This window comes from Anaerobacterium chartisolvens (assembly GCF_003337415.1).
Taxonomy (GTDB): domain Bacteria; phylum Bacillota; class Clostridia; order Acetivibrionales; family DSM-27016; genus Anaerobacterium; species Anaerobacterium chartisolvens.
This window is the reverse complement of sequence record NZ_QPJT01000013.1, coordinates 1-20936: the sequence shown is the minus strand read 5'-3', so window position 1 is coordinate 20936 and position 20936 is coordinate 1. Positions and strand designations below refer to the sequence as shown.

At 42.2% G+C, this 20936-nt stretch carries 22 protein-coding genes and 1 other annotated feature; of the genes, 3 read left to right on the top strand and 19 right to left on the bottom strand.

Features of this window, described 5'->3' with window-relative positions; translation table 11 throughout:
- Nucleotides 1-66: 66 nt before the first annotated feature.
- The 11 genes from DFR58_RS12015 to DFR58_RS11965 all read right to left on the bottom strand — a co-directional run bounded on the left by DFR58_RS12015 (nt 67) and on the right by DFR58_RS11965 (nt 8136).
- The gene (locus DFR58_RS12015; RefSeq protein ID WP_114298097.1) at nt 67-603 is read right to left on the bottom strand and encodes a 2-oxoacid:acceptor oxidoreductase family protein; all 537 of its coding nucleotides are present in this window, start codon (nt 601-603) and stop codon (nt 67-69) included.
- A gap of 1 nt (nt 604) precedes the next feature.
- Nucleotides 605-1351 (bottom strand): thiamine pyrophosphate-dependent enzyme, encoded by a 747-nt coding sequence (locus tag DFR58_RS12010; RefSeq protein WP_114298096.1) that lies wholly within the window; start codon nt 1349-1351, stop codon nt 605-607.
- 27 nt (nt 1352-1378) lie between these two features.
- Nucleotides 1379-2443, bottom strand: coding sequence for a 3-methyl-2-oxobutanoate dehydrogenase subunit VorB (locus tag DFR58_RS12005; RefSeq protein WP_114298095.1), 1065 nt, complete (start codon nt 2441-2443; stop codon nt 1379-1381).
- 47 nt (nt 2444-2490) lie between these two features.
- Nucleotides 2491-2697 carry a 4Fe-4S dicluster domain-containing protein gene (locus DFR58_RS12000; RefSeq protein WP_114298094.1) on the bottom strand — a complete coding sequence of 69 codons (207 nt, stop codon included), beginning with the start codon at nt 2695-2697 and terminating at the stop codon, nt 2491-2493.
- Nucleotides 2698-2906: 209 nt separating this feature from the next.
- Nucleotides 2907-3113 carry a hypothetical protein gene (locus tag DFR58_RS11995; RefSeq protein WP_114298093.1) on the bottom strand — a complete coding sequence of 69 codons (207 nt, stop codon included), beginning with the start codon at nt 3111-3113 and terminating at the stop codon, nt 2907-2909.
- The gene (locus tag DFR58_RS11990; RefSeq protein ID WP_242987581.1) at nt 3106-3537 is read right to left on the bottom strand and encodes a PIN domain-containing protein; all 432 of its coding nucleotides are present in this window, start codon (nt 3535-3537) and stop codon (nt 3106-3108) included. The genes DFR58_RS11995 and DFR58_RS11990 overlap by 8 nt, the downstream gene beginning before the upstream one ends.
- Before the next feature lie 151 nt (nt 3538-3688).
- Nucleotides 3689-4357, bottom strand: a complete 669-nt coding sequence (locus DFR58_RS11985; protein WP_114298091.1) for a CpaE/TadZ family protein — start codon at nt 4355-4357, stop codon at nt 3689-3691.
- Nucleotides 4358-4369: 12 nt separating this feature from the next.
- A complete protein-coding gene (locus tag DFR58_RS11980) occupies nt 4370-5167 on the bottom strand; it encodes a tRNA threonylcarbamoyladenosine dehydratase (protein WP_114298090.1) in 798 nt (265 codons plus the stop codon).
- Between the two features lie 205 nt (nt 5168-5372).
- Nucleotides 5373-6299: an L-lactate dehydrogenase gene (locus tag DFR58_RS11975; protein ID WP_114298089.1), complete on the bottom strand. Its 927-nt coding sequence runs from the start codon at nt 6297-6299 to the stop codon at nt 5373-5375.
- 401 nt (nt 6300-6700) lie between these two features.
- On the bottom strand, nt 6701-7558 hold the full coding sequence (locus tag DFR58_RS11970; RefSeq protein WP_114298088.1) for an amidohydrolase family protein: 858 nt from the start codon (nt 7556-7558) through the stop codon (nt 6701-6703).
- A gap of 125 nt (nt 7559-7683) precedes the next feature.
- Nucleotides 7684-8136, bottom strand: a complete 453-nt coding sequence (locus DFR58_RS11965; RefSeq protein ID WP_114298087.1) for a Fur family transcriptional regulator — start codon at nt 8134-8136, stop codon at nt 7684-7686.
- A 242-nt stretch (nt 8137-8378) separates the two neighbouring features.
- Between DFR58_RS11965 and DFR58_RS11960 the strand changes: the two genes are divergently transcribed.
- The gene (locus DFR58_RS11960; protein WP_114298205.1) at nt 8379-9590 is read left to right on the top strand and encodes a cofactor-independent phosphoglycerate mutase; all 1212 of its coding nucleotides are present in this window, start codon (nt 8379-8381) and stop codon (nt 9588-9590) included.
- A gap of 115 nt (nt 9591-9705) precedes the next feature.
- Here the strand turns inward: DFR58_RS11960 and DFR58_RS11955 are convergent, their stop codons facing one another.
- Nucleotides 9706-10713, bottom strand: coding sequence for an HD-GYP domain-containing protein (locus DFR58_RS11955; RefSeq protein WP_114298086.1), 1008 nt, complete (start codon nt 10711-10713; stop codon nt 9706-9708).
- Nucleotides 10714-11160: 447 nt separating this feature from the next.
- Complete coding sequence (locus DFR58_RS11950) at nt 11161-12354, bottom strand: hypothetical protein (protein WP_114298085.1); 1194 nt, start codon at nt 12352-12354, stop codon at nt 11161-11163.
- A gap of 277 nt (nt 12355-12631) precedes the next feature.
- On the opposite strand from DFR58_RS11950, the gene DFR58_RS11945 reads away from it, so the two are divergent.
- Entirely contained in the window at nt 12632-12829 is a 198-nt protein-coding gene (locus DFR58_RS11945) for a hypothetical protein (RefSeq protein ID WP_114298084.1), read from the top strand.
- 15 nt (nt 12830-12844) lie between these two features.
- Here DFR58_RS11945 and DFR58_RS11940 read toward each other — a convergent pair whose 3' ends face one another.
- Together DFR58_RS11940 and DFR58_RS22505 are read right to left on the bottom strand one after the other, a co-directional pair.
- On the bottom strand, nt 12845-14422 hold the full coding sequence (locus DFR58_RS11940) for a recombinase family protein (protein ID WP_114298083.1): 1578 nt from the start codon (nt 14420-14422) through the stop codon (nt 12845-12847).
- A 6-nt stretch (nt 14423-14428) separates the two neighbouring features.
- A complete protein-coding gene (locus DFR58_RS22505) occupies nt 14429-14560 on the bottom strand; it encodes a hypothetical protein (protein WP_278278810.1) in 132 nt (43 codons plus the stop codon).
- 169 nt (nt 14561-14729) lie between these two features.
- Nucleotides 14730-14994, top strand: a binding site (T-box leader).
- Nucleotides 14995-15062: 68 nt separating this feature from the next.
- Between DFR58_RS22505 and aroF the strand changes: the two genes are divergently transcribed.
- Nucleotides 15063-16076, top strand: a complete 1014-nt coding sequence (gene aroF / locus DFR58_RS11935; protein ID WP_114298082.1) for a 3-deoxy-7-phosphoheptulonate synthase — start codon at nt 15063-15065, stop codon at nt 16074-16076.
- Between the two features lie 226 nt (nt 16077-16302).
- Here the strand turns inward: aroF and DFR58_RS11930 are convergent, their stop codons facing one another.
- From DFR58_RS11930 to polA, 4 genes are read right to left on the bottom strand one after another with little or no spacing between them, the layout of a single operon-like run.
- Nucleotides 16303-16644: a hypothetical protein gene (locus tag DFR58_RS11930; RefSeq protein ID WP_114298081.1), complete on the bottom strand. Its 342-nt coding sequence runs from the start codon at nt 16642-16644 to the stop codon at nt 16303-16305.
- 1 nt (nt 16645) lies between these two features.
- Nucleotides 16646-17224: a lytic transglycosylase domain-containing protein gene (locus DFR58_RS11925; RefSeq protein WP_242987580.1), complete on the bottom strand. Its 579-nt coding sequence runs from the start codon at nt 17222-17224 to the stop codon at nt 16646-16648.
- An 11-nt stretch (nt 17225-17235) separates the two neighbouring features.
- Nucleotides 17236-17865, bottom strand: a complete 630-nt coding sequence (gene coaE / locus DFR58_RS11920) for a dephospho-CoA kinase (RefSeq protein WP_242987578.1) — start codon at nt 17863-17865, stop codon at nt 17236-17238.
- Nucleotides 17852-20575, bottom strand: coding sequence for a DNA polymerase I (polA, locus tag DFR58_RS11915; protein ID WP_479722741.1), 2724 nt, complete (start codon nt 20573-20575; stop codon nt 17852-17854). Before polA ends, coaE begins: the two co-directional genes overlap by 14 nt.
- Nucleotides 20576-20936: the final 361 nt, after the last annotated feature.

Genomic DNA, 20936 nt, shown 5'->3' with positions numbered 1-20936 from the left:
TTATATTTAAAACAAAAAGAAATGGCGCTGATTCTCTAGTAGAATCAACGCCGTTTCTTTTTGTTATTAATAGCTCATTCCCAGCTCTAAGGCTTTCATTTCTTCAGGAATCATATAATGCTTTTTAGGAGGTAAAACCTTGATAAGAGCCTTCTCAAAATTGGACTTGTCTATTATTGCCGTTTTGGCAATAAGCTTGCCGAGCATAATTATATTTGCATATGTGAGGTTTCCCATATCCGATGCCATCATTGTGGCAGGAATTTCACAAGCCTCCACATCACTTCTTTTTACCTTTCTGTCAACAAGGGAGCTGTCTATAATTATAATGCCCCCCTTTTCCACCACTCCTTCAAACTTGTCCAGAGAAGGTCCGTTCATAACCACCAGTGTTGTTGCGCTGTTTAAAATGGGCGAGCCCACCGGCTCCTCCGAAATGATGACATTGCAGTTTGCGGTTCCGCCCCTCATCTCAGGGCCGTAGGACGGCAGCCATGATACATTCTTGTTCTCAAGCATCCCTGCGTATGCCAAAAGCCTTCCCGCCGACAGAATTCCCTGTCCGCCGAATCCGGCTATGATAATATCCTGTTGAATACCCATGTCACACCTCCAAATCCTTACCCTTAAAATTTCCAAGCGGATATATAGGAACCATTTTATCATTTATCCACTTTAAAGCCTCTACAGGGGACATCCCCCAGTTTGTAGGGCAGGAGGACAGAACCTCTACAATAGAGAAGCCCTTCTTTGCCATTTGAACCTCAAAGGCTCTTTTAATAGCCTTTTTAGCATTCATTATATTCTTTATGTCATGCATTGAAACCCTTTCAATAAAAACAGCTCCCTCAAGGGTTGATATCATGTTACAGACATTTATGGGGAAGCCGTTTATATCGGGCTTTCTTCCATAAGGCGAGGTGGTTGTGACCTGATCAAGCAGGGTGGTAGGAGCCATCTGGCCTCCTGTCATGCCATATATTGCGTTGTTTACAAATATGGTAGTGATATTTTCTCCCCTTGCCGCAGCATGTATTATCTCGGCAGTACCAATGGCAGCAAGATCTCCGTCTCCCTGATAAGTAAAAACTACATTATCGGGATTTGCCCTTTTAACCCCCGTACCCACGGCAGGAGCCCTCCCGTGAGCCGCCTGGACCATGTCGCAATTAAAATATTCATAATTATTATAGGTGCATCCGACAGGAGAAATTCCTATCGTCTTACCCTCTATCCCAAGCTCATCTATGGCCTCGGCTATAAGCCTGTGTACTATTCCATGCGTACACCCCGGGCAATAGTGCATTGAAGCATCCGCCAATGCGTGTGGTTTTTTAAAAGCTACAGCCATTTCAATTCCCCTTCCGTAAAGACATCCTCACTTTGCAAGTATCTCTTTTATTTTGTTCAATATCTCACTTTGAGCAGGCACCATGCCTCCCATTCTGCCATAAAAGTAAACCGGCCTTTTACCGTTAACAGCCAATCTTACATCCTCCACCATCTGCCCGGCATTCATCTCCACAGAAAGGAAAGCTTTAGCAGTCTCACTATACTGCCGGAAAGCAGCGTCAGGAAAGGGCCACAGTGTAATAGGCCTTATAAGCCCAACCTTAATGCCCTCCTTTTCAGCCAGCTTTATAACATTTTTAACAATTCTTGCAACGGTGCCGAAGGCAGTCACTATAATATCAGCCTCCTCACAGTTAAAGACCTCAACTCTTGTCTCCTCCTGTGCTATCGTTGCATATTTGGCCTGAAGCTTCTGATTATGCTTTTCCAAAACCTCAGGATTTATATATATTGAAGTAACGACATTTTTATCTCTCTTCATCTGTGTGCCTGTTGTGGCCCAGTCTTTATCATAGGGAATGACCTTTTCCTCATGCTCGTCCCTGAACTCAACAGCTTCCATCATCTGTCCCAAGATACCGTCACCCATTATCATTGTGACAATTCTATATCTGTCGGAAATGTTGAAGGCATCTACCGTCAGTTCATAAAGCTCCTGTACGCTGCACGGAGCCAGAGTATATATCTTGTAGTCTCCATGTCCTCCTCCCTTCACAGTCTGAAAATAATCACACTGTGCCGGAAGTATTCCTCCAAGCCCCGGGCCGCACCTCACTATATTTACTACCACAGCAGGAAGCTCCGCGCCTGCCATGTATGAAAGCCCCTCCTGCTTTAAGCTTATACCGGGGCTTGATGAAGATGTCAATACCCTCACCCCTGCACTCGCCGCTCCATAAACCATATTTATGGCCGCAACCTCACTCTCAGCCTGAACAAAAGTGCCATTGACCTGAGGCATCCTTTTTGCCATATAGTGTGCTATTTCAGTCTGAGGCGTTATAGGGTATCCGAAATAGTGCCTGCAGCCGGCCCTTAAAGCAGCCTCCGCAATTACCTCGTTCCCCTTCATTAATAATTTTTCTCCCATCATATATCCCCCTTACAATGCTCACGCAAGAATCAATCCAAACTATTTTACTTTTCAACCTCAATTACACAATCAGGGCAAATAGTCGCACAAAATGCACATCCTATGCACTTTTCCATGTCCTCGACCCCGGCGGGATGAAAGCCCTTAAGGTTGAGCTTGTCGTTTTTCATAACAACAATGCCTTTAGGACATACCGTTGTACAGAGCTTGCAGCCCTTGCACATCTCTTCATTAAATATTACCCTTGCCATAATATCCCTCACTTTATAGTCTTTAATCGTTGTCCTTAAAAATTCCCGGCTTTAACCGTAAAACCGCAAAGCTACCGCGTGTTAAGTCTATAAAACACAGGTAAAAGCTTATTAAACACACAACTAATGCCCTGCATGCTGGGAATAAATTTTTATTACAGGGCACTAATTTATTATAAAACTCTTTTTTTCTATTTGCAAGTCAGGTATTATCTGTCCCTTTTCGCCTCAGCTTGTTTTACGATTGTCTTAATGTCTATGTTATCAAGCCATTCATGGCGTTCTTTGGTATAATCGCCGTAACCAGAGTCAAATTGCCGTATAAATTCAACCATACCCACAGGACCAAGCTTTTCTGTTAGAGCCTTAATGCCCATCTTGCGTATAGTACCTAAATCTCTTGCCATACTACTCATTTTCATCCACCTCCATAAACCAATTCAATGGATTTACTATTATGATATCCAATTTTAACCGTCCTGCCATACGCAGCAAGTTTTTATCAGTGGTCAGAAATATGTCTGCTTTTGAATATTCAGCCGAAGCCACATGTAAGCTATCAAATGATTTAATACCAAAGCTTTGAATTTCATATGCCCGCTTTATTATTTTATCATTTAACATTATTTTTTCTTCTGCCAGGTTATAAAGCTCATAGACCTTACTCTTTTTCCATTCGTCTTGAGTGTTTTCAATTTCAATATCAAGCACTTCACTTGATAGCAAATGCCATTCTCCTGATATACATTTTGACAAAATAGCGAGTACGGCATCGCTCTCAATTCGTATCTTATCCTGAGTTTGGTCGTCGAATGGCCTGTTGAAACAGCAAACGTCCATATAAATCTTCATTAACACATCACCCTATATTTAATATTATATGGTAGTCCCGGTTAAATATCAATCTGTTTATCCGTTTAGTAGCCGGTCTTACTACGGAAAGTTAACATTACATAACTTTTATGAATGCTCTAATGCTTCTTGCTGGTATTCAATCCCATGGCAGCTTTATAAGCTTTTCCATCCTCAGTATCTCCGCTCCTGCCCGGATCTCCAATTCCTCCCCGCTTTTTCCTATCAAGCTTGTAAAGCCTATAGGTATATTCATTTTTTCCGAAACCTCGGATATCATCCTATGCCCCTCCTCAATGTGCTCAAAGGTGGTTTTTCCAAGCAGGTTGGTATTGTTTACAAGGCTGGTGATTTTAAGCCTTGAAGAATACTGTATTTCTTCCGCCATATCGCAGATTTTGCGGACTGTGTCTGTCATGGGCCTTTTTATATTAATAACAAAAAACATTTCATAGTCGTCTTCCCCAATTTCATTCCTGTATCTGGAAAGCACTCTCGCTCCTAAGTCATCTCCCCCCACATCAAATACAACCCTGTATTCCTTTTTTTCAAATATGGCGCTTATTTCGGCAGGCAGTGCCGGTACATCGACATTTGTGTTTGCATACATCGGTGCAAGCACATATATTCCCCTGCTTTCAAGGCGCTCCCTTGCATCTGCAGTTCTGAAATACGGGTTTACTATATCAAAATCCACTATAGCCGTTTTACAGCCCTTTTCCGCGAGCTTTAAAGCATAGTTCACAGCCACCTCAGTCTTACCGCTTCCAAAATGTCCTGTAAATATTCCGATACGTTTGTTGAACATAACACTGATCCCTTAGCCCTTCCCGGCGGCATCACTTGAATACTGCATAGAATTGCCGCCCCTCATAATATCCTTAATTACCTCACCCGCTATAATCATCCCCGCAACCGAAGGAACAAAAGAAATGCTTCCGGGAATCTGGTGCCGAACAGTGCACTTTCTCGCGGTGCCGGGAGGACATATGCATTTGCTGCTGCAGCTTGAAGTCTCTGTTTCTACAGGCTTTATGGGCTCCTCCTTTGAATACACAACCTTTAAGGAGGATACCGCCCTTTGCCTGAGCTCCTTTCTCATAACCCTTGCAAGAGGGCATACGGATGTCTTAAAAACATCCGAAACTTCGAGCCTTGTCGGGTCAAGCTTGTTGCCTGTACCAAGGCAGCTTATAATGGGAATGTCCCGCTGCTTTGCCGCCAAAACAAGACCTATTTTGCCGGTGACGGTATCTATCGCATCAACAATATAGTCAAGGTCCTCCTGTATAAGCTCGTCCTCGGTGTCAGGAAGATAAAATTTCTGATGCGTTATTACCTCAGCTCTGGGGTTGATGTCAATTATTCTTTCCCTCATCACTTCCACCTTGGGCCTGCCTACTGTCTTTCTGGTGGCATGAAGCTGCCTGTTTATATTTGTAAGACATATGCAATCGTCATCAATAAGCACAAATTTTTCTATCCCCGAGCGTGCCAGACCTTCCACTGCAAAGCTTCCCACCCCTCCGATTCCAAATACCGCAATTTTACTTCTTCTAAGCCTGTCTAAGGCCTCCGCCCCTATTATCATCTCTGTTCTTGAAAACTCATGCAGCATAAATTCCACTCCGTATTTATAATAATATATCGCTGTTACAAAAAGTCTCAAGTATTAATATACTACAATTATATAAAAAAATAAACCTTGGTCTGTACAAATGCCGTTCTTTCCCGGGCAAAGATATCTTAAGCCGGAAACATCGGGTTTTGCAGAGCATGGGTTTATTTTTTAAATGCTTTTTAAAGCAGTATTAAAGTGTTAATTATTTAACCTGTTCGAGCACCTCTTTTATTTTATCTGCCGACTTTCTAAGCGCCACCAGATCTTCCTCGCTGAAATTAACGTCATACAGGCTTACGAGTCCTTCCTTATTTACAATCGAGGGTACGCTCAAAGCCACATCATTAATGCCGTAGTGCCCGTCTATTACACTTCCTACCGTAAGTATTGAATTCTGATCCTTAAGAATGGCTTCGCATATCCTTGTAATGGAAACACCGATGCCGTAATAAGTAGCACCCTTATACTTGATTATGTTGGCACCCGCATCCCTAACCTCCTGAAATATAAGCTCTTTATCCAGTGAGGTGTCATCCTGCATTCTCTTTCCTGCTATGTGGGTTACACTCCATGCCGGAACTTCGCTGTCTCCATGCTCTCCCACTATATACCCGTGAACATTCTTTACGTCTACTCCCGCATGTTTGCTTATCTGATAGCGGAATCTGGCGCTGTCTAAAACAGTCCCCGAGCCTATAACCTTGCCCACAGGAAGCCCTGATAATTTCTGAACCATATACGTCAATATGTCCACAGGGTTTGAGACAACAAGGATTACCCCTCCATTGTAATGCTCCATTATTTTAGGAACCATGTCCTTGATAATGCCAACATTCTTCTTTGCAAGGTCAAGCCTTGTCTCGCCGGGCTTACGTGCCGCACCTGCGGTAATTATTATAATGTCGGCATCCTTTACCGAGCTGTAATGTCCATCGGATATTGACATCTGCCCCATAAAGCACAGTCCGTGATTTAAATCCATTGCCTCTCCCATTGCTTTTTCTTTAAACACATCAACAAGCACCAGTTCAGATGCCATACCACTCATAGTAAGCGAAAATGCTGCCGTAGCTCCTACAAATCCTGCGCCTATTATAACAACTTTTCCTTTTGATTTAGCCGATTCCATATCTTTCTCTCCCTTTTGTCTAAATTAATTAGTTATATGTTAATTCCCTTTAAGATTAACCAAGATTAATAGTAATAGCGTATTTTGTTAAATTTTTGTCATACAAACACCCAATTAACCATAAAATTATTATACCTCTAAATTACTGAAGATATTATTAACAGAACTCCTCCAATTAAAAGCCGCACCTAAGGACATTCCCTATGGATTAAGCATGAACTCCCTGATACAATAAGATGCTTCTGTAAATCAAGCCCCACCTCATTGTGAAGAACTGACAAGGATTTAACCGAACTATTTTTTAGTATATTACTTTTTTTATTCATTTTCAATATAGGTATGCACAAAAAAAAACTTTTTTTTTGTGCACGTTAAACAGCGTAAGCCTTTATATAAGATATTCATTCAATCTTAAAAAGCTTTATGGAATTCAGTCCCAAAATCAATTCCTTTTGCTGCCTGCTCAGATTCATTTTTAAAAACCTTTTAATGTCATGCCCCGGGCTTCCCCATGGATAATCGGAGCCAAAAAGCATTCTATGTGCTCCTATTTCATTTACCGTTTCAATAACAGTTTGGTCATCCAGCCAGCTTGGCTCATTAACATCCATAATTGAAGGATAGCCCGTTATTACAATAGATGTGTCAAAAAAAACATTATCGTAGCTGCGTGACAAGCTCACAACAGCCTGCCTGTCCCCATCAGCCATATGGGTTAAGACAAAAGGAATTTCCTTATATTTCTCTATAAGAGGCAAAATCATATCAAGATCCGAATATTCATTCAATCTGGCATTAGATACCCTTCCGCAGTGAAATACTATTGGAAAGCCTGTCTCATTGCAAAAATCATATATACTCTCTATGCCCTTATGCCCCGGCTCAAAGCCCTGAGCCATAGGGTGAAATTTTATACCCCTTGCGCCTCTCTCAATATAGTCTTCCAAAAGCTCCGTTAAAGCTCCCTCCATTTCGGGATGAAAGCTTACTAAAGGCACCAAGCCCTTATTATTTTTTGATGCTTCAAGGCTCCAGAGATTATTTTTATGAAGAATCTTAGGAGGGGCAAAATTGGCCATTACCGTATAGTCTATACCCTCCTTATTCATGTTACTCCGAACATCCTCTATACTTCCCGTACCGGGATTTTCAAATTTAATGTCGTAAATTTCATTAAATGCCTGAATAATCCTGTGTGCAATCTTGTCTGTCGCATATGTGTGAACATGTCCATCTACAATTTTATATCCGCTTATCATATTATGTCTACCCCACAAACCAGCCTTAAGGCAATCTAAAATCCTTGCACACATTAATATACTACTATATATCAATGTGTGCAAGCCAATCTTTAATTTTTTTCAAAACGCTGTTTTAGCTTCTATTACGGCTTCCTCAGAAGCTCGATACACTTTTTGCAGCACCCATAGAATTTCACCCTGTGATCCTTTATTATAAAGCCGTTCTTTTGAAGAATCTGCTCCTCAAGGGACTCAAGCAAATCCTCCTGCACCTCCTCTACCGAACCGCACTCGGTGCATATAAGGTGATGATGCCTGTGGTCCTCATTATCCTTATTGAGCTCATACCTGCTGCACCCGTCATCTAAATCAAGCTTATAAACAAGCTCCATTCTGTCTAACAGCAGCAAGGTTCTATATACTGTGGCAAGTCCTATCTCAGGATGATTTTTTTTAACCAGCTCATATATTTCCTCAGTGCTTAAGTGCTCTCCCTCATGTTCAATTATTGAATTCAGAACAGCCTGCCTTTGCATTGTGAGCTTATAACCCTTTTCCTTAAGTTGATTCCTGAAATCTTCCATTCTATCAGCCATTTAAATCACTCCCAAAAATTCTTTCCCACAGCGATATTGTTTCTATATAGTTAAGCATATTATAACTCCCGCTGTACATATTTGCAATTTATTTTAAGAAATCCTTATGGGTCTGCCAAATAGCACAAATGGGAACAATGATTATTTTTAATGTTTGCACAGCTTACGAATTTTGCTATAATATTTGGTGGTGAAATAAACATATGTGTTATCCAAATATAAACGAAAAGAAGGGCAGGCTTATGAAATATGTAGTTGTTCTGGGAGATGGAATGGCAGATTACCCAATGCCTCAGTTAAATAATAAAACTCCTCTTCAGTGTGCAAAAAAGCCCAATATCGATTTTCTTGCAAAGCATGGCGAAACGGGCATGGTAAAGACAATCCCCGATGGCATCCCTCCGGGAAGCGATGCCGCAAACCTGTCGGTTATGGGATATAACCCCAAATTATATTATACAGGCCGTTCCCCTTTGGAGGCCATAAGCATGCAAATTGAGCTTTCTGAAAGTGACGTTGCTTTCAGGTGCAATCTGGTTACACTGTCAGATGAACCAAGCTACTCTGACAAGGTAATGATTGACTACAGCTCAGATGAAATATCAACCGAGGAATCGGCACAATTAATTGAAGCTGTTAATCATCACCTTAAAACAAAGGACATTGTCTTTTATCCGGGAATCAGCTACCGTCACTGCATGATCTGGACAAACGGCCCCGAGGGCCTGAATCTTACTCCTCCTCATGATATACTTGAAAGAAAAATAACCCGCTACCTTCCAGAAGGAGAATACGGAAGGCTTCTTCTCGACATGATGGTTGAAAGCAGCGCGTTTTTAAAGGATCATGCCGTAAACAGAGACAGAATTAAAAGGGGCCTTCGGCCAGCCAACTCAATATGGCTGTGGGGTGAGGGTAAAAAGCCAGCCATTCCTGAGTTTCATGAAAAATACGGCATTAAGGGCTCGGTAATTTCCGCTGTGGATCTGATAAAGGGCATAGGACTGTGCGCGGGTCTTGAGTCTGTGGATGTGGAGGGCGCGACAGGAAATATACATACCAATTTTGCCGGCAAAGCACATGCGGCCTTAAAGGAACTGGAATCGGGCCGGGATTTCGTATATGTGCATATAGAGGCTCCCGATGAATGCGGGCACAGGTATGAAATAGAAAACAAGGTCAAGGCAATAGAATTGATTGACGAGCAGGTAGTAAAGCCTTTGATGGACGGGATGGAAAAGTACGATGACTATAGAATACTTGTGCTGCCCGACCACCCTACACCGTTGTCTCTCAGAACCCATACTCCCGAGCCTGTTCCGTTTATTCTTTATCAAAAGAGCCTAAAAAAGCCGTCTGCCATAATAGAGGGCTATGACGAGTTTGAGGCTAAAAAAAGCGGAATATTCATTGAAGAGGGCCACACTCTGATGGATAAGCTCATAAAGGGATAAATTGCTTAACAAGTGCAAGCCGGACACAGGCTGCGGGGGCCTACGTCCGGCTTGTATTTGTTATAGCACTTTCTCTTTAAATGCGCTTGTGGAGCGTTATGCACCGCCAAGGCCGCTAAACCACTATTACTTCCTTTATAAACAAGGTAAGGCTTTTAAAAAGGTCAACCTCGCCTATTACACTTGAATCATTGTAAATTCTCACTACCGGCCTTTGCGGGCTTCCGAGATTCTGTCTTATTACAACCCCCTTAAGCCCATTGCTGAGTAATACGGTGCATCCATTAGGGAAAAACACGATGGTATCCCGAAACAACTGTACAAATTCAGGATCAAGTATCTTATCCGAAAGCGCCAGCACATACTCAAAGGCCTGATGAGGCATTACAGAAACATTGTTGTTGTGGTAGCCATGCAGTACATTGTCGTACACATCGGCAACTCTGATAATTCTGCTGAACTCCGATATGGATGATCCCTTGAGCTTTCGCGGATATCCCGTGCCGTTGAAATTTTCGTGGTGCTCATAGCAAACAATAGCTGAATGAAGGCTTAAGCCCCTGCACCTCCTCATGGCGTCAAACCCCTTTTGGACATGCTCGGGGCTTTCTTCACTTATGTTCTCTCTCCCCATATCATGAATCAAGGCGCCTGTAACCAAATCGCAAAGCATATTGTAATTATAATTTATCCTGCTCCCCAGATATGCTGTGAAAATCGCCACATTAAGAGAATGCCGGGTTATGTAATTATCGACCACATCGGCGGCAAGAAGGCTTATTCCTTTGTCCTTGCACCCCCGTACATACTCAATAATTTCTTTTGCAATGTCCTTTATAAGATATTCGTCTATTTCCTTTGACTTCTGAACACGCTCATATGTATCCTCTATTACCTGCATTGCATTATTTTTTGTTCTTGCATCAAGGTTCTCCATTAATTCTACATCATCAAACCTTCCATCATCTATGTAAACCTTATATATCTTAAATTGCCTCAGCTTATCAATATATGCGTCGGTAAGCACCACTGCGGAATTTAAGATGGTCTTTCCGCTTGAAGTAAGAACAGGCATTGCCAGCACGTCGCCTGCGGTCAAGGATTTTGCCCCTACAAGCCTCATAAATTGCCCCCTTGGTCTGTATGAATTAAGATCTTTTTATTAATTCGTTTTTAATTTTTAGCTTTCAACTATAAAAACATTTCCAAAGAGGTATAAAAATGCTTTAAAACGGAAATATTTTTAATTAAGAGCTGTCTAAACCATGTTGTTTATAAAAGCTCTCTGCAATAAGGCTTGTTTAATAAACAAGGCACGGTGCTCTGGCAATGCCGGCCAATGAAGTCCGGCATTATCAGAGCGTTTAAACCATTCTCTTTACAGTTAAAACTTAAAAAATGAACATCAGCCAAGTTTTATTTTTCTAGCGGTGTTTTTTAACCTTTCCTAAAAATACATATAAAATTATATATGCTCCAAAGCAAAAGTGCAATATGCTTCAAATGTTAAAAAAAAATGCTCGGGTGCTTTGCCGCACCCGGCATTTTTTTATTTCTGTGCTTCTAAAGGCTAAAATTCAGCTGTGCTATTCATAAACTCGCTGTAATTAAAGGAGTTCTCGGCATTAACCTTGGGAAATTCTATATTTACTGGCTTGTTAATGTTTTTGGTGTCGCTTTTAACATCGATTTCCAGATTATAAACGCCTTGAGCATAGGACTCCGCATCATTTCCCGTTACCTCATTCATAGCCTTCTCAATCGCGGCGGCATCAACTACAATATTAATGCTTAAATTTTGTTTTATTATATACCCGTTATTGTCTATAAAATAATCAACAACAACGCCCTTATCGCCTATTATTTTTACGTCCTTAAAGACCTCCATCACTCTGTTGAATTCTTCAAGGAATACGGGAATTTGATCTTGAACCATCTCGAAGGATTCGTCGAACTCAGCCTTTGCGGTGTCAACATCAAGATCCTCATAGGCTGCCGTTTCTATAGCGGCATGTGCAAGCTCATTTATAAAGCTCATAACATCCTTTCTCTGGGAAAGGTCATTTACAGTTGTTCCAAGCAACGTCTTAAACGCCGCATCGTCGAGCTTAAGCTGATATACGCTTACTTCCTTATCGTTTATTGCCCCCTTGCCCTTTGCAGTTATAAGCTTGGGAGCATCCTTAACATTCAATATGTAATTTTTCAATATCATTGTGAGCTTTGGCTCAAACTCCCTGCCCAAATTCATTAACTTCTTCAGGTAATCCGAAGGCATATCAGTCTCACTGAGCATGTTTTCAAAATCCATCACCATGTATTGCTTTCCTCTGAACTGCTCCGGCATGGACATTGTCAATATGGGAGGTATGCTTATTATCTGGTTTATTTTAGGCTTGTCACCGGCAAGGTTGACATCAGCCCATACGCCCATATTCATCTGCATACCCATAAAATCCATTTTCATGCCAGCCTGCTGCTTTGCTACGGTTTTTTTATCATTTCGGATTATTTTTTGGCTTATATCCAGCTTTGAGCCATTCAAAGCAGTAACTATTCCTCCATTTAAAGCCTTTTCCTCCTCAGAGATGCCTGATACATCCATCTTAAAGGTAATTACCGAATCTGTTTCCATTGACTTTATGTCCGACATTTTGTTTAAAGCATCGAATACTGTAATTTCATCCGACGAACATCCTACAAGCATGGATAATGTAAATACTGCTACTGCTAAAACTGCAAAGATTCTGCTAAACTTCCTCATAGTAATCCTCCAACCATATTATTTGTAATGTTTTGATTCACTTCCTTAATTATACATATTTTTTTAAATAAATATACTTCTTAGGAAGATTTTTATTATTTTTATTATACTACTTATAATGGCGCAGCGTCAAACATAAACCTTATTATGTTTACCAAGTGAAATTTATCAATGAAACGCCCGCGGTTTTCAAATTTTTATTGTAAACCTATTGTATTTTTATGGGTTATGTATTAAAATTAATACACAACCCATATTGCAGAAGGAGGTATGTACCATGACGGATATGACCATTAACCTTTGTGCAGAAAACTCAGATCAGACAGGCTATGCTAACTACCTTTCCCATCATCCTAAAAAATGCTCCTGCGGGGGGCTGATTCACGCGGAAATAAGCAACAACAAATTTCACGGACTGACAGTGGTATACACATGTGAGGACTGCGGCTTTACTCTCGATCTTATCGAGGAATAAAAAGTACAGCTTTTATTAAAAGCCTGCTTCGGCTTTAAGCTCAATGACTACAACTCTTTTATGGAGGCATGGTGGAAACTGCTCAAGTTCCGGGCCAGAGCCTCTCGGGAGTTTATCCTCAATGTCATAAACGTCAATTCTCTCTACCATAGCCTTTACTATCTCGTTATTTATGCCGTTTTCGCGCACAGACCGTATTATTTTATTCATGGCCTCAAAGCAGTCAAAGGTTCTTTGGCTTTTATTCCTTAGTGTATTTATTTCGCTTTGCAAATAAGCAATTCTATTTTCAATATTTGAATTAATTCTCAAAAACAACTGCTCGGATATTTTCCCCTCCAGCTTATCCATATACAATAAATCCTGCTGTCGGCCTTTGGTGGACAGAGCCTCCTCCATTCTGTACAACTCTGAGCCTATCTCCTCCATTCCTCCACCAAGAAGCTCCTCAAGCATTTTGCAGGCAGAGTCTTTTGCGGTAGCACAGGTCAGCATATTTATCAGCTCCTCACACAGCATGCGAGAAATTTTACCTTCATTTATATAATGGCTTGTACACGAGCTTTTACCCTCTTTTGCATAGCGGCTGCATATATATCCCATTCCCCTGTCCTTTCTTTTTCTGGCAAGCATGGGGCTTCCGCATTTTCCGCAGTATATCATTCCTCTCAAAAGGTGAATAGTTCCCTTATGAGATCCTCTGCAAGCGTTTTTAAGGCTCCTTACCGACTGCACCTCATCAAATTTTTCCGCGTCTATTATTGCCTCATGGGTTCCGGGAGTTACAACCCATTTTTCAGGGGGAAGCCTTCTGGTCTTTTTGCTCTTAAAGCTCAGCCTTTCTGTGGTTCCCTGCACGGTGACTCCTTTATATACGGGATTGCATATTATCCGTTTGACGGCAACCGCGCTCCATTTGCCCGTTCCGCAGCGCCTTCCCCCTCCCGACGCCGGTGTAGGTATTCCCTTACCGCTAAGCTGCTTTGCAATATATGCATAGCCGTACCCTTGTGAATACATTGCAAATATGTCCCTGACTGCCCCAGCAGCCTCCCGGTCCACGCAAAGCCTGTTTTTTTCTTCTCCGCTTTTGGTATAGCCATACGGCGCATGACCGATATATTCACCCTTCTGTATTTTGAACTTCAAGCTTGAGCGTATCTTTCTGGAAATGTCCCTTATATACCTCTCGTTGTACCAGGTTTCAATCCCCACAGTCTCATTATCCCTCAAGCTGTCATACTTTCCGTCAAAGGTAACCACCCTCACCCCGTTTTCCTCCAGATAGTCCAGAAACAGAAGGGTTTTGGCATTATTTCTACCCAATCTTGAGAGGTCTTTGATGATTACCATATCAATATTTCGTTCCGCCACATCCTGCTTAAGCTGTTCAATGCCCCTTCTTTCAAAGCCCGAGCCCGATACATTGTCATCTATGTATACCTTAACCAGCATTCCCATGCCGTTTTTTTTCACATAATCCATGAGAAGATCCCTTTGAGTCTCTATAGTCTCAAAGTTTTCCTCATTGTCATCCCTGCTCTCCCTTACATACACCCCTATTCTATTAATCCCATTGCATGTATTGTCCATAGCCTTCTATTCCCCTCCCGGATCTATGTTTGCCGCAAGAAGCCTTATCAGCTTATACAGCAGCCTATCCTTGCGTATTCTGCCGGAATATTTTTTAATTATCAATACATCTCCTCCGCTCTTCTGTCTTCCGCGCATGGCTGTCCCCCTTACTAAAACAAATATTTTCCCGGTATAATATATATGCCCCTTCTCCCATCTTTAAAATATGTCCATTTAAGTTATATAATTGTAAAGTGTCGTAAATTTTTTACTTAGTATATTGACATATATTTTTGCACGTGTTATCATTAAAAAAACTAAATTTCCAAATGCAATGAAAAGGAAAAGTAAATTATCACATAATATTCTTTAAAGCGAGCCGGTGGCAGTGAAAGTCTGGCAGGGGTAAGATAATTGAAGTTCTCCTTAGAGCTGTTGGCTGAAAGCTTTTAGTAGGCTAAACCGGAGTCCTCGCCGTTAAAAGAGGGGGTGTATCGGAATTTTATTTTTCCCGTACATACTTTTAAGAGGGCTTATTTATTTAAGCCAATATGGGTGGTACCGCGTGGATTATACTCTTCGTCCCAAAACAATAGCATGTTTTGGGCGGAGAGTTTTTATTTTGTCCGTAAATTAAACATTAAGGGGGATTATTTTAATGATTATTGTCATGAAAGCTTCTGCTACAAAAGAGGAAATAGACAAGGTGGAGCACAAGCTGTGCGAGCTTGGGTTCAGCACTCATCCTATATTCGGCGAGGTTAAAACTGTTATAGGAGCCATCGGAGATAAGCGCCTTTTAAACACTCACTCCATATCGACAATGCCGGGAGTAGAGAGCCTTGTGCCCATAATGAAGCCCTATAAGCTTGCGGGGCGTGAACTCCGGCATGTTCCCACCATAGTAGAGGTGGGAGATATCAAGATAGGAGGCGATGAGGTAGTTGTCATCGCGGGGCCATGTGCGATCGAGAATGAAGAGATTTTTATTGAGACAGCGTTAAAGGTAAAGGAGGCAGGGGCCAAAATTCTTCGCGGAGGAGCGTTTAAGCCCCGCACATCTCCCTATGCCTTTCAGGGGCTTGAGGAGGACGGACTTAAAATAATGGCGGCGGGACGGGAAGCGACAGGTATGAAAATTGTGACCGAGGTGGTAGACACCCGCGATGTCGAGCTTGTGGCATCATATGTGGACATAATACAGATTGGCGCAAGGAATATGCAAAACTTCCGTCTTCTTCATGAGGTGGGTATGACAAAAAAGCCTGTGCTTCTGAAAAGAGGCCTGTCCGCAACCATAGAGGAATGGCTTATGGCATCGGAATATATAATGGCGGCCGGAAACCCCAACATAATATTATGTGAAAGGGGAATAAGAACATATGAGACAGCCACGAGAAATACAATAGACTTAAGTGCAATACCTGTAGTGAAGGAAAGCTCGCACCTTCCCATAATAGTAGACCCAAGCCATGCCACCGGAACATGGAAATATGTCCCTGCTCTTTCAAAGGGTGCGGTAGCCACAGGAGCAGACGGGCTGATTATAGAGGTGCATTCCGACCCGGCTGCCGCACTGTGCGACGGCCCTCAGTCCCTCCGCCCTTCAAAATTTGCCCAGCTTATGAAAGAGCTTGAGCCTGTTGCCCGCGCCGTAGGGCGCAGCTTATAATGTAATGAGCGAGAAAAGCTGCAGCCCGCCACCGCTGCGGCATCATGGGGTACGGTTCCTCCGCTTTCCCTTCGGTCCTTCGCTACGCTGCGGAAGCGGACGAATCCGTCCCCAAGATTCCTCCGCTACATTTTTGCAAGAATTATAGCTTGAAATTTCACTCAAAATAGTTTTCACACAGTCTGGCGTTCCGCTTTATTTTGCTATGCATTATTGGTTTTATAACTTATTTAACGCTGTCAGTGACGTTGAATTGTATTTCGTCACCCGAATACGCCGCCTCAATAAGCGTCCCGTCGGGCCATTCATCCCTTATAAAGCTGTTAATCCTTATGTATATCGTTGTGTCGGTTTTGACATTTACATTTATTCTGTCAAATATGTCGCTCTGGAGTATCTGTATTATGCATTTGATATACTTTAAAGGTGAATGAGGGGTCTTGCCCTCTATTACCACAGGTATCCCCTTCTTTCTGGGACTATGCAGCTCCACATGAATACTTCCCGGATCAAACGCGCCATCGGTAGGATACAAAAGGTCCCTTTCGTATACAATGCTTTCGTCCATTTTACGATCCCCTCTCATAAAGTTTTTTGTAGTTTGAGTAGTTATTCTTTACCTTTTTTAAAAACCTGTCGGTCTCCTTAAACGGAATCTTTTCAAGAGTCTGCCCCGATTTGCTGAACTCCTTGTTTTTAAGCCACTTGCTCACATTGCCGTTGCCTCCGTTATAGGCTGCAATGACCAGATCAGTGTCATTGTTAAACTGCTTCATAAGCCATGCAACATACCAGCACCCTATTTGTATATTTATATCGGGGTCATACAGGTCGTCTTCGTTAAATTCGCTCATTTTGAGCTTATCCGCAGCCCAGCAGCCTGTCTCTATGGTAATCTGCATAAGGCCTCTGGCTCCCTTTCTGGATACGGCGTCCGGGTCAAACCCGCTCTCAGCTTTAATAATGGCAAAAATAAGGTGCGGGTCCACATTGCTTTTCTCCGAATACCTGTAAACCTGCTCCTTATACTTTATCGGATAAAACTGCTTCAAAACCACCGATGAATTATTTATAATAAACGCTACAGCTACCAATACAACCGCGATAAAAGCTATTGATTTAAAACTTATATAGCAACTTTTTTTCAAAAATATCACCTTTAATCCAATAGTTTTAAAACCTTTTGTGTCAAATCCTCAATGCTTCCGTTATTGTATACCGTCTTATCGGCTATTTTCATATATTCCTCATCGCTCATCTGTGAGTTTATTCTGTCCATTACTTCATGATATGACATCCCGCTTCTTGCCATTACTCTTTTTATCCTCGCGTCCATGTCTGCCACTACCGCCCATATCTCATCGGCCACATCAATAAACCCATGCTCAACCGGGATAGGGACATCTAAAACCAGAATTCCTCCCTCACCCCCATTTACAGCCTCGGTAACTATTTCGATAATGTTTTCGGTAACTGCCTTGTGGACTATGCGGTTCAAATCACTCAGTCTTTCCTTATCTCCAAACACAAGTTGCGCGAGCTTTTTCCTATCCAGCCCGCCTTCACTGTCCAGTATTCCCGTTCCGAATGCCTGAACTATTTCCGTAAGCGTGCCCTTGCCCTTTCCGACAGCCTCTCTTGCAAGCAGATCGGCGTCAACAACTCTCGCACCAAGGCTCGAAAGTATGGCGGATACGCTGCTTTTACCGCTTCCTATACCCCCCGTTATACCTATTATCCTTAAAATTCCTCTTTTATCATTCATATATGCAATGCTATTTTGTTTCATACCATGTGCTCCCCGTCTTTACCTCTACGCTAAGAGGCACCTTCAGGCTTGCGGCCCCCTCCATGCTTTCCTTGAGAATGCCCTCCACTTCCTCAATTTCACTCCTGTCCGCTTCAATAATCAGCTCATCATGCACCTGCAAAACAAGCCTTGATTTGAGGCCCCGGCTTTTAAGCTCATTGTACACCTTTACCATGGCTATCTTTATGATATCCGCCGCACTGCCCTGTATGGGTGTGTTCATGGCTATACGCTCTCCGAATGACCTCATATTGAAATTACTTGACTTAAGCTCGGGCAAATACCTCCTCCTGCCGAACAGTGTGGCAACAAAGCCGCCTTCCTTTCCCTGCTGTACTATATCATGCATATATTGCCTCACTCCGGGGTACTTCTCCAGATATCCGTCTATATACCTTCTGGCCTCCTTTCTGGTTATTCCCAGATCCTTTGAAAGACTGAAGTCTCCTATACCATAAACTATACCAAAGTTAACGGCCTTGGCTCTGCCGCGCATTAAGGAGGTAACCTCCTCCTTAGCCACTCCGAATACCTGTGAGGCAGTGGTTGCATGAATATCCTCATTGTTCTCAAATGCCAAAATCATATTTTCATCGCCGGTTATATGCGCCAGAACCCTCAACTCTATCTGAGAATAGTCGGCATCGCAAAGCACAAAGCTTTCGTCGCTTGGCACAAAAACCTTTCTTATTTTTCTCCCCATTTCAAGCTTCACCGGTATATTCTGGAGATTGGGCTCAGTGCTGCTGATCCTTCCCGTTACCGTTACCGTCTGATTAAAGCTGGAGTGTATTTTTCCGGTCTCTGGGTTTATTACATTCAGAAGCCCCTCCACATAAGTGGATTTAAGCTTTACCAGCTGCCGGTACTCAAGTATGAGTGATATAATCTCATGCCTGTCCGACAACTGCTCCAACACCTCGGCATCGGTGGAATAGCCCGTCTTTGTCTTTTTGATTACCGGAAGCCCCAGTTTTTCAAAAAGTATTACTCCAAGCTGCTTTGGAGAATTTATATTAAACTCCTCGGAGGCCATATCATATATGCCCTTCGTCAGCGCGCTTATTTTTTCCTCAAGCTCCGCCGAAAACTCCTTAAGATAGCCGGGGTTTATTTTAAAGCCCCGGTATTCCATATCTGCCAGAACCTCAATGAGCGGAAGCTCTATATCATAGTAAAGCTCCCTTTGCCCATTCTGCTCCAACACCTCTCCGACAGGCTTTATAAGCTTAAACAAAGCCTCCGCATACAACCCCGCCGCAGAGGATATTTTCCCCAGCTCCATATTGAAAAAGGATACAAAGGCTTTTCCCTTGCCTGAAAGCTCCTCTATTGACCCGATATTGACTGCAAGGTATTGCTGCGCCAGCTCTGAAATCCTGTACGTTTCCTTTGAAGGATTAATTACATATGCAGCTATCATGGTATCAAAATCCAATCCCTTAAGCTGGATGCCTTTTCTTTTGAGGTACAAAATGAAGTCCTTCATTTCATGTCCGTATTTCTTAATACCCGGGTCTTCAAGCACATCCCTGAATTCATCCAGAAAGGCGCTCTCTTCAATATATTTCACGTCTGTCAATTGATATCCGCTTTTTAAGCTTACATACGCACTCTCATTCTCAGCCCAGCAAAAGGCCGCTCCCGCAAGGCTCTTTTTAAAGCCATCCTCCTTGTCAAGCAGGTATACAACAGCGCAGTGATCCGAGGATATAATTTTATTTTTGAGGAGCTTTAACCCGTCAAGATCGTCTATAACAGCTATTTCTTTTTGAACCACAGGCAGTGCCTCACTCTGCTGTTCGCCCAGACCGAACTTTTCTATGAGCTTTTTGAATTCCAGCCTTTTAAACAAGTCATAAAGCCTCTCTCTGTCAAAGTCTCTTCTCCTTAAATCAACCACCTTGCATATCTCAGGCATGGCACAGTCTATTGCAGCCAGCCTTTTGCTTAAAGCAGCCATATCCCTGTTTTTTTCAAGCTTTTCTCTGATACCCTTTTTAGTCACCTTTTCAATATTTTCATATATATTTTCAATGCTTCCGAAGCTTCGTATGAGATCTAAAGCAGTTTTCTCCCCTATTCCCGGAACACCGGGTATGTTATCGGACGGGTCCCCCATAAGCCCCTTAACATCTATAAACTCTGACGGGGATACCCCGTATTTCTCAAGTATTCTGGCTTTGTCGTACTCATCCGTCTCTGTTTTTCCTGCTCTGGTGGTGGGCATCTTCACGCGCGTGGCATCGGTCACAAGCTGGAACGAATCCCTGTCCCCCGTCACAATTACAACCTGCATCCCCACGCTCTCGGCACATACAGAAACAGAGCCTATTATGTCATCCGCCTCATACCCTTCCATCTCCAGCCTTACAATATTCATCGCATCGAGCACATCCTTGAGCACAGGCATTTGCATAGCCAGCTCGGGAGGCATTCCCTTCCTGTTGGCCTTATAGCCTTCAAACTCCTTATGCCTGAAGGTGGGGGCCTTCAAATCAAATGCCACGCATAAATATTCGGGATTTTCCTCCTCAAGGTACTTGTATAAAATGTTTATGAACCCATAAACAGCATTTGTATACAGCCCGTCGGAGGTGGACAGAAGCTGCTTGCCCTGAAGCCCGTAAAATGCTCTGTTTATAATGCTGTTCCCATCGATTATCATTAGCTTCTCATTGTTCATCATCATACCTCTGCATTTTTTTCTATATATAATATTCTTTGCCTTAAACCTTATTTTACACAAAAAAAAACCAACCGTAAACGGTTGTTTAAATATTGGATGCATAAATTATTTGTTATACATATTTTTTAAAACATATTAAAAAAATACATTATAATCATGTATTTCTTTATAGACATGAATATCCAATAAAAAAAGGAGATACATTATATAAATCACGATAATGAAGTTACAAGGCCCGTCTTTAGACTTTAACACCATAATTTTTCAGGAGAAACCAGCATACAAAACTCAGGAAATCGGCGCAAATACGCGCTTTTTTTATTCCAAAAACACTTGAAAAAATAATATTTTTAGTGTATAA

What these genes read in the sequence shown, in the direction of transcription:
- DFR58_RS12015 (WP_114298097.1), bottom strand. Translation starts at nt 603, where the DNA reads ATGGGTATTCAACAGGATATTATCATAGCCGGATTCGGCGGACAGGGA.
- DFR58_RS12010 (WP_114298096.1), bottom strand. Translation starts at nt 1,351, where the DNA reads ATGGCTGTAGCTTTTAAAAAACCACACGCATTGGCGGATGCTTCAATG.
- DFR58_RS12005 (WP_114298095.1), bottom strand. Translation starts at nt 2,443, where the DNA reads ATGGGAGAAAAATTATTAATGAAGGGGAACGAGGTAATTGCGGAGGCT.
- DFR58_RS12000 (WP_114298094.1), bottom strand. Translation starts at nt 2,697, where the DNA reads ATGGCAAGGGTAATATTTAATGAAGAGATGTGCAAGGGCTGCAAGCTC.
- DFR58_RS11995 (WP_114298093.1), bottom strand. Translation starts at nt 3,113, where the DNA reads ATGAGTAGTATGGCAAGAGATTTAGGTACTATACGCAAGATGGGCATT.
- DFR58_RS11990 (WP_242987581.1), bottom strand. Translation starts at nt 3,537, where the DNA reads ATGGACGTTTGCTGTTTCAACAGGCCATTCGACGACCAAACTCAGGAT.
- DFR58_RS11985 (WP_114298091.1), bottom strand. Translation starts at nt 4,357, where the DNA reads ATGTTCAACAAACGTATCGGAATATTTACAGGACATTTTGGAAGCGGT.
- DFR58_RS11980 (WP_114298090.1), bottom strand. Translation starts at nt 5,167, where the DNA reads ATGCTGCATGAGTTTTCAAGAACAGAGATGATAATAGGGGCGGAGGCC.
- DFR58_RS11975 (WP_114298089.1), bottom strand. Translation starts at nt 6,299, where the DNA reads ATGGAATCGGCTAAATCAAAAGGAAAAGTTGTTATAATAGGCGCAGGA.
- DFR58_RS11970 (WP_114298088.1), bottom strand. Translation starts at nt 7,558, where the DNA reads ATGATAAGCGGATATAAAATTGTAGATGGACATGTTCACACATATGCG.
- DFR58_RS11965 (WP_114298087.1), bottom strand. Translation starts at nt 8,136, where the DNA reads ATGGCTGATAGAATGGAAGATTTCAGGAATCAACTTAAGGAAAAGGGT.
- DFR58_RS11960 (WP_114298205.1), top strand. Translation starts at nt 8,379, where the DNA reads ATGAAATATGTAGTTGTTCTGGGAGATGGAATGGCAGATTACCCAATG.
- DFR58_RS11955 (WP_114298086.1), bottom strand. Translation starts at nt 10,713, where the DNA reads ATGAGGCTTGTAGGGGCAAAATCCTTGACCGCAGGCGACGTGCTGGCA.
- DFR58_RS11950 (WP_114298085.1), bottom strand. Translation starts at nt 12,354, where the DNA reads ATGAGGAAGTTTAGCAGAATCTTTGCAGTTTTAGCAGTAGCAGTATTT.
- DFR58_RS11945 (WP_114298084.1), top strand. Translation starts at nt 12,632, where the DNA reads ATGACGGATATGACCATTAACCTTTGTGCAGAAAACTCAGATCAGACA.
- DFR58_RS11940 (WP_114298083.1), bottom strand. Translation starts at nt 14,422, where the DNA reads ATGGACAATACATGCAATGGGATTAATAGAATAGGGGTGTATGTAAGG.
- DFR58_RS22505 (WP_278278810.1), bottom strand. Translation starts at nt 14,560, where the DNA reads ATGCGCGGAAGACAGAAGAGCGGAGGAGATGTATTGATAATTAAAAAA.
- aroF (WP_114298082.1), top strand. Translation starts at nt 15,063, where the DNA reads ATGATTATTGTCATGAAAGCTTCTGCTACAAAAGAGGAAATAGACAAG.
- DFR58_RS11930 (WP_114298081.1), bottom strand. Translation starts at nt 16,644, where the DNA reads ATGGACGAAAGCATTGTATACGAAAGGGACCTTTTGTATCCTACCGAT.
- coaE (WP_242987578.1), bottom strand. Translation starts at nt 17,865, where the DNA reads ATGAAACAAAATAGCATTGCATATATGAATGATAAAAGAGGAATTTTA.
- polA (WP_479722741.1), bottom strand. Translation starts at nt 20,575, where the DNA reads ATGATGAACAATGAGAAGCTAATGATAATCGATGGGAACAGCATTATA.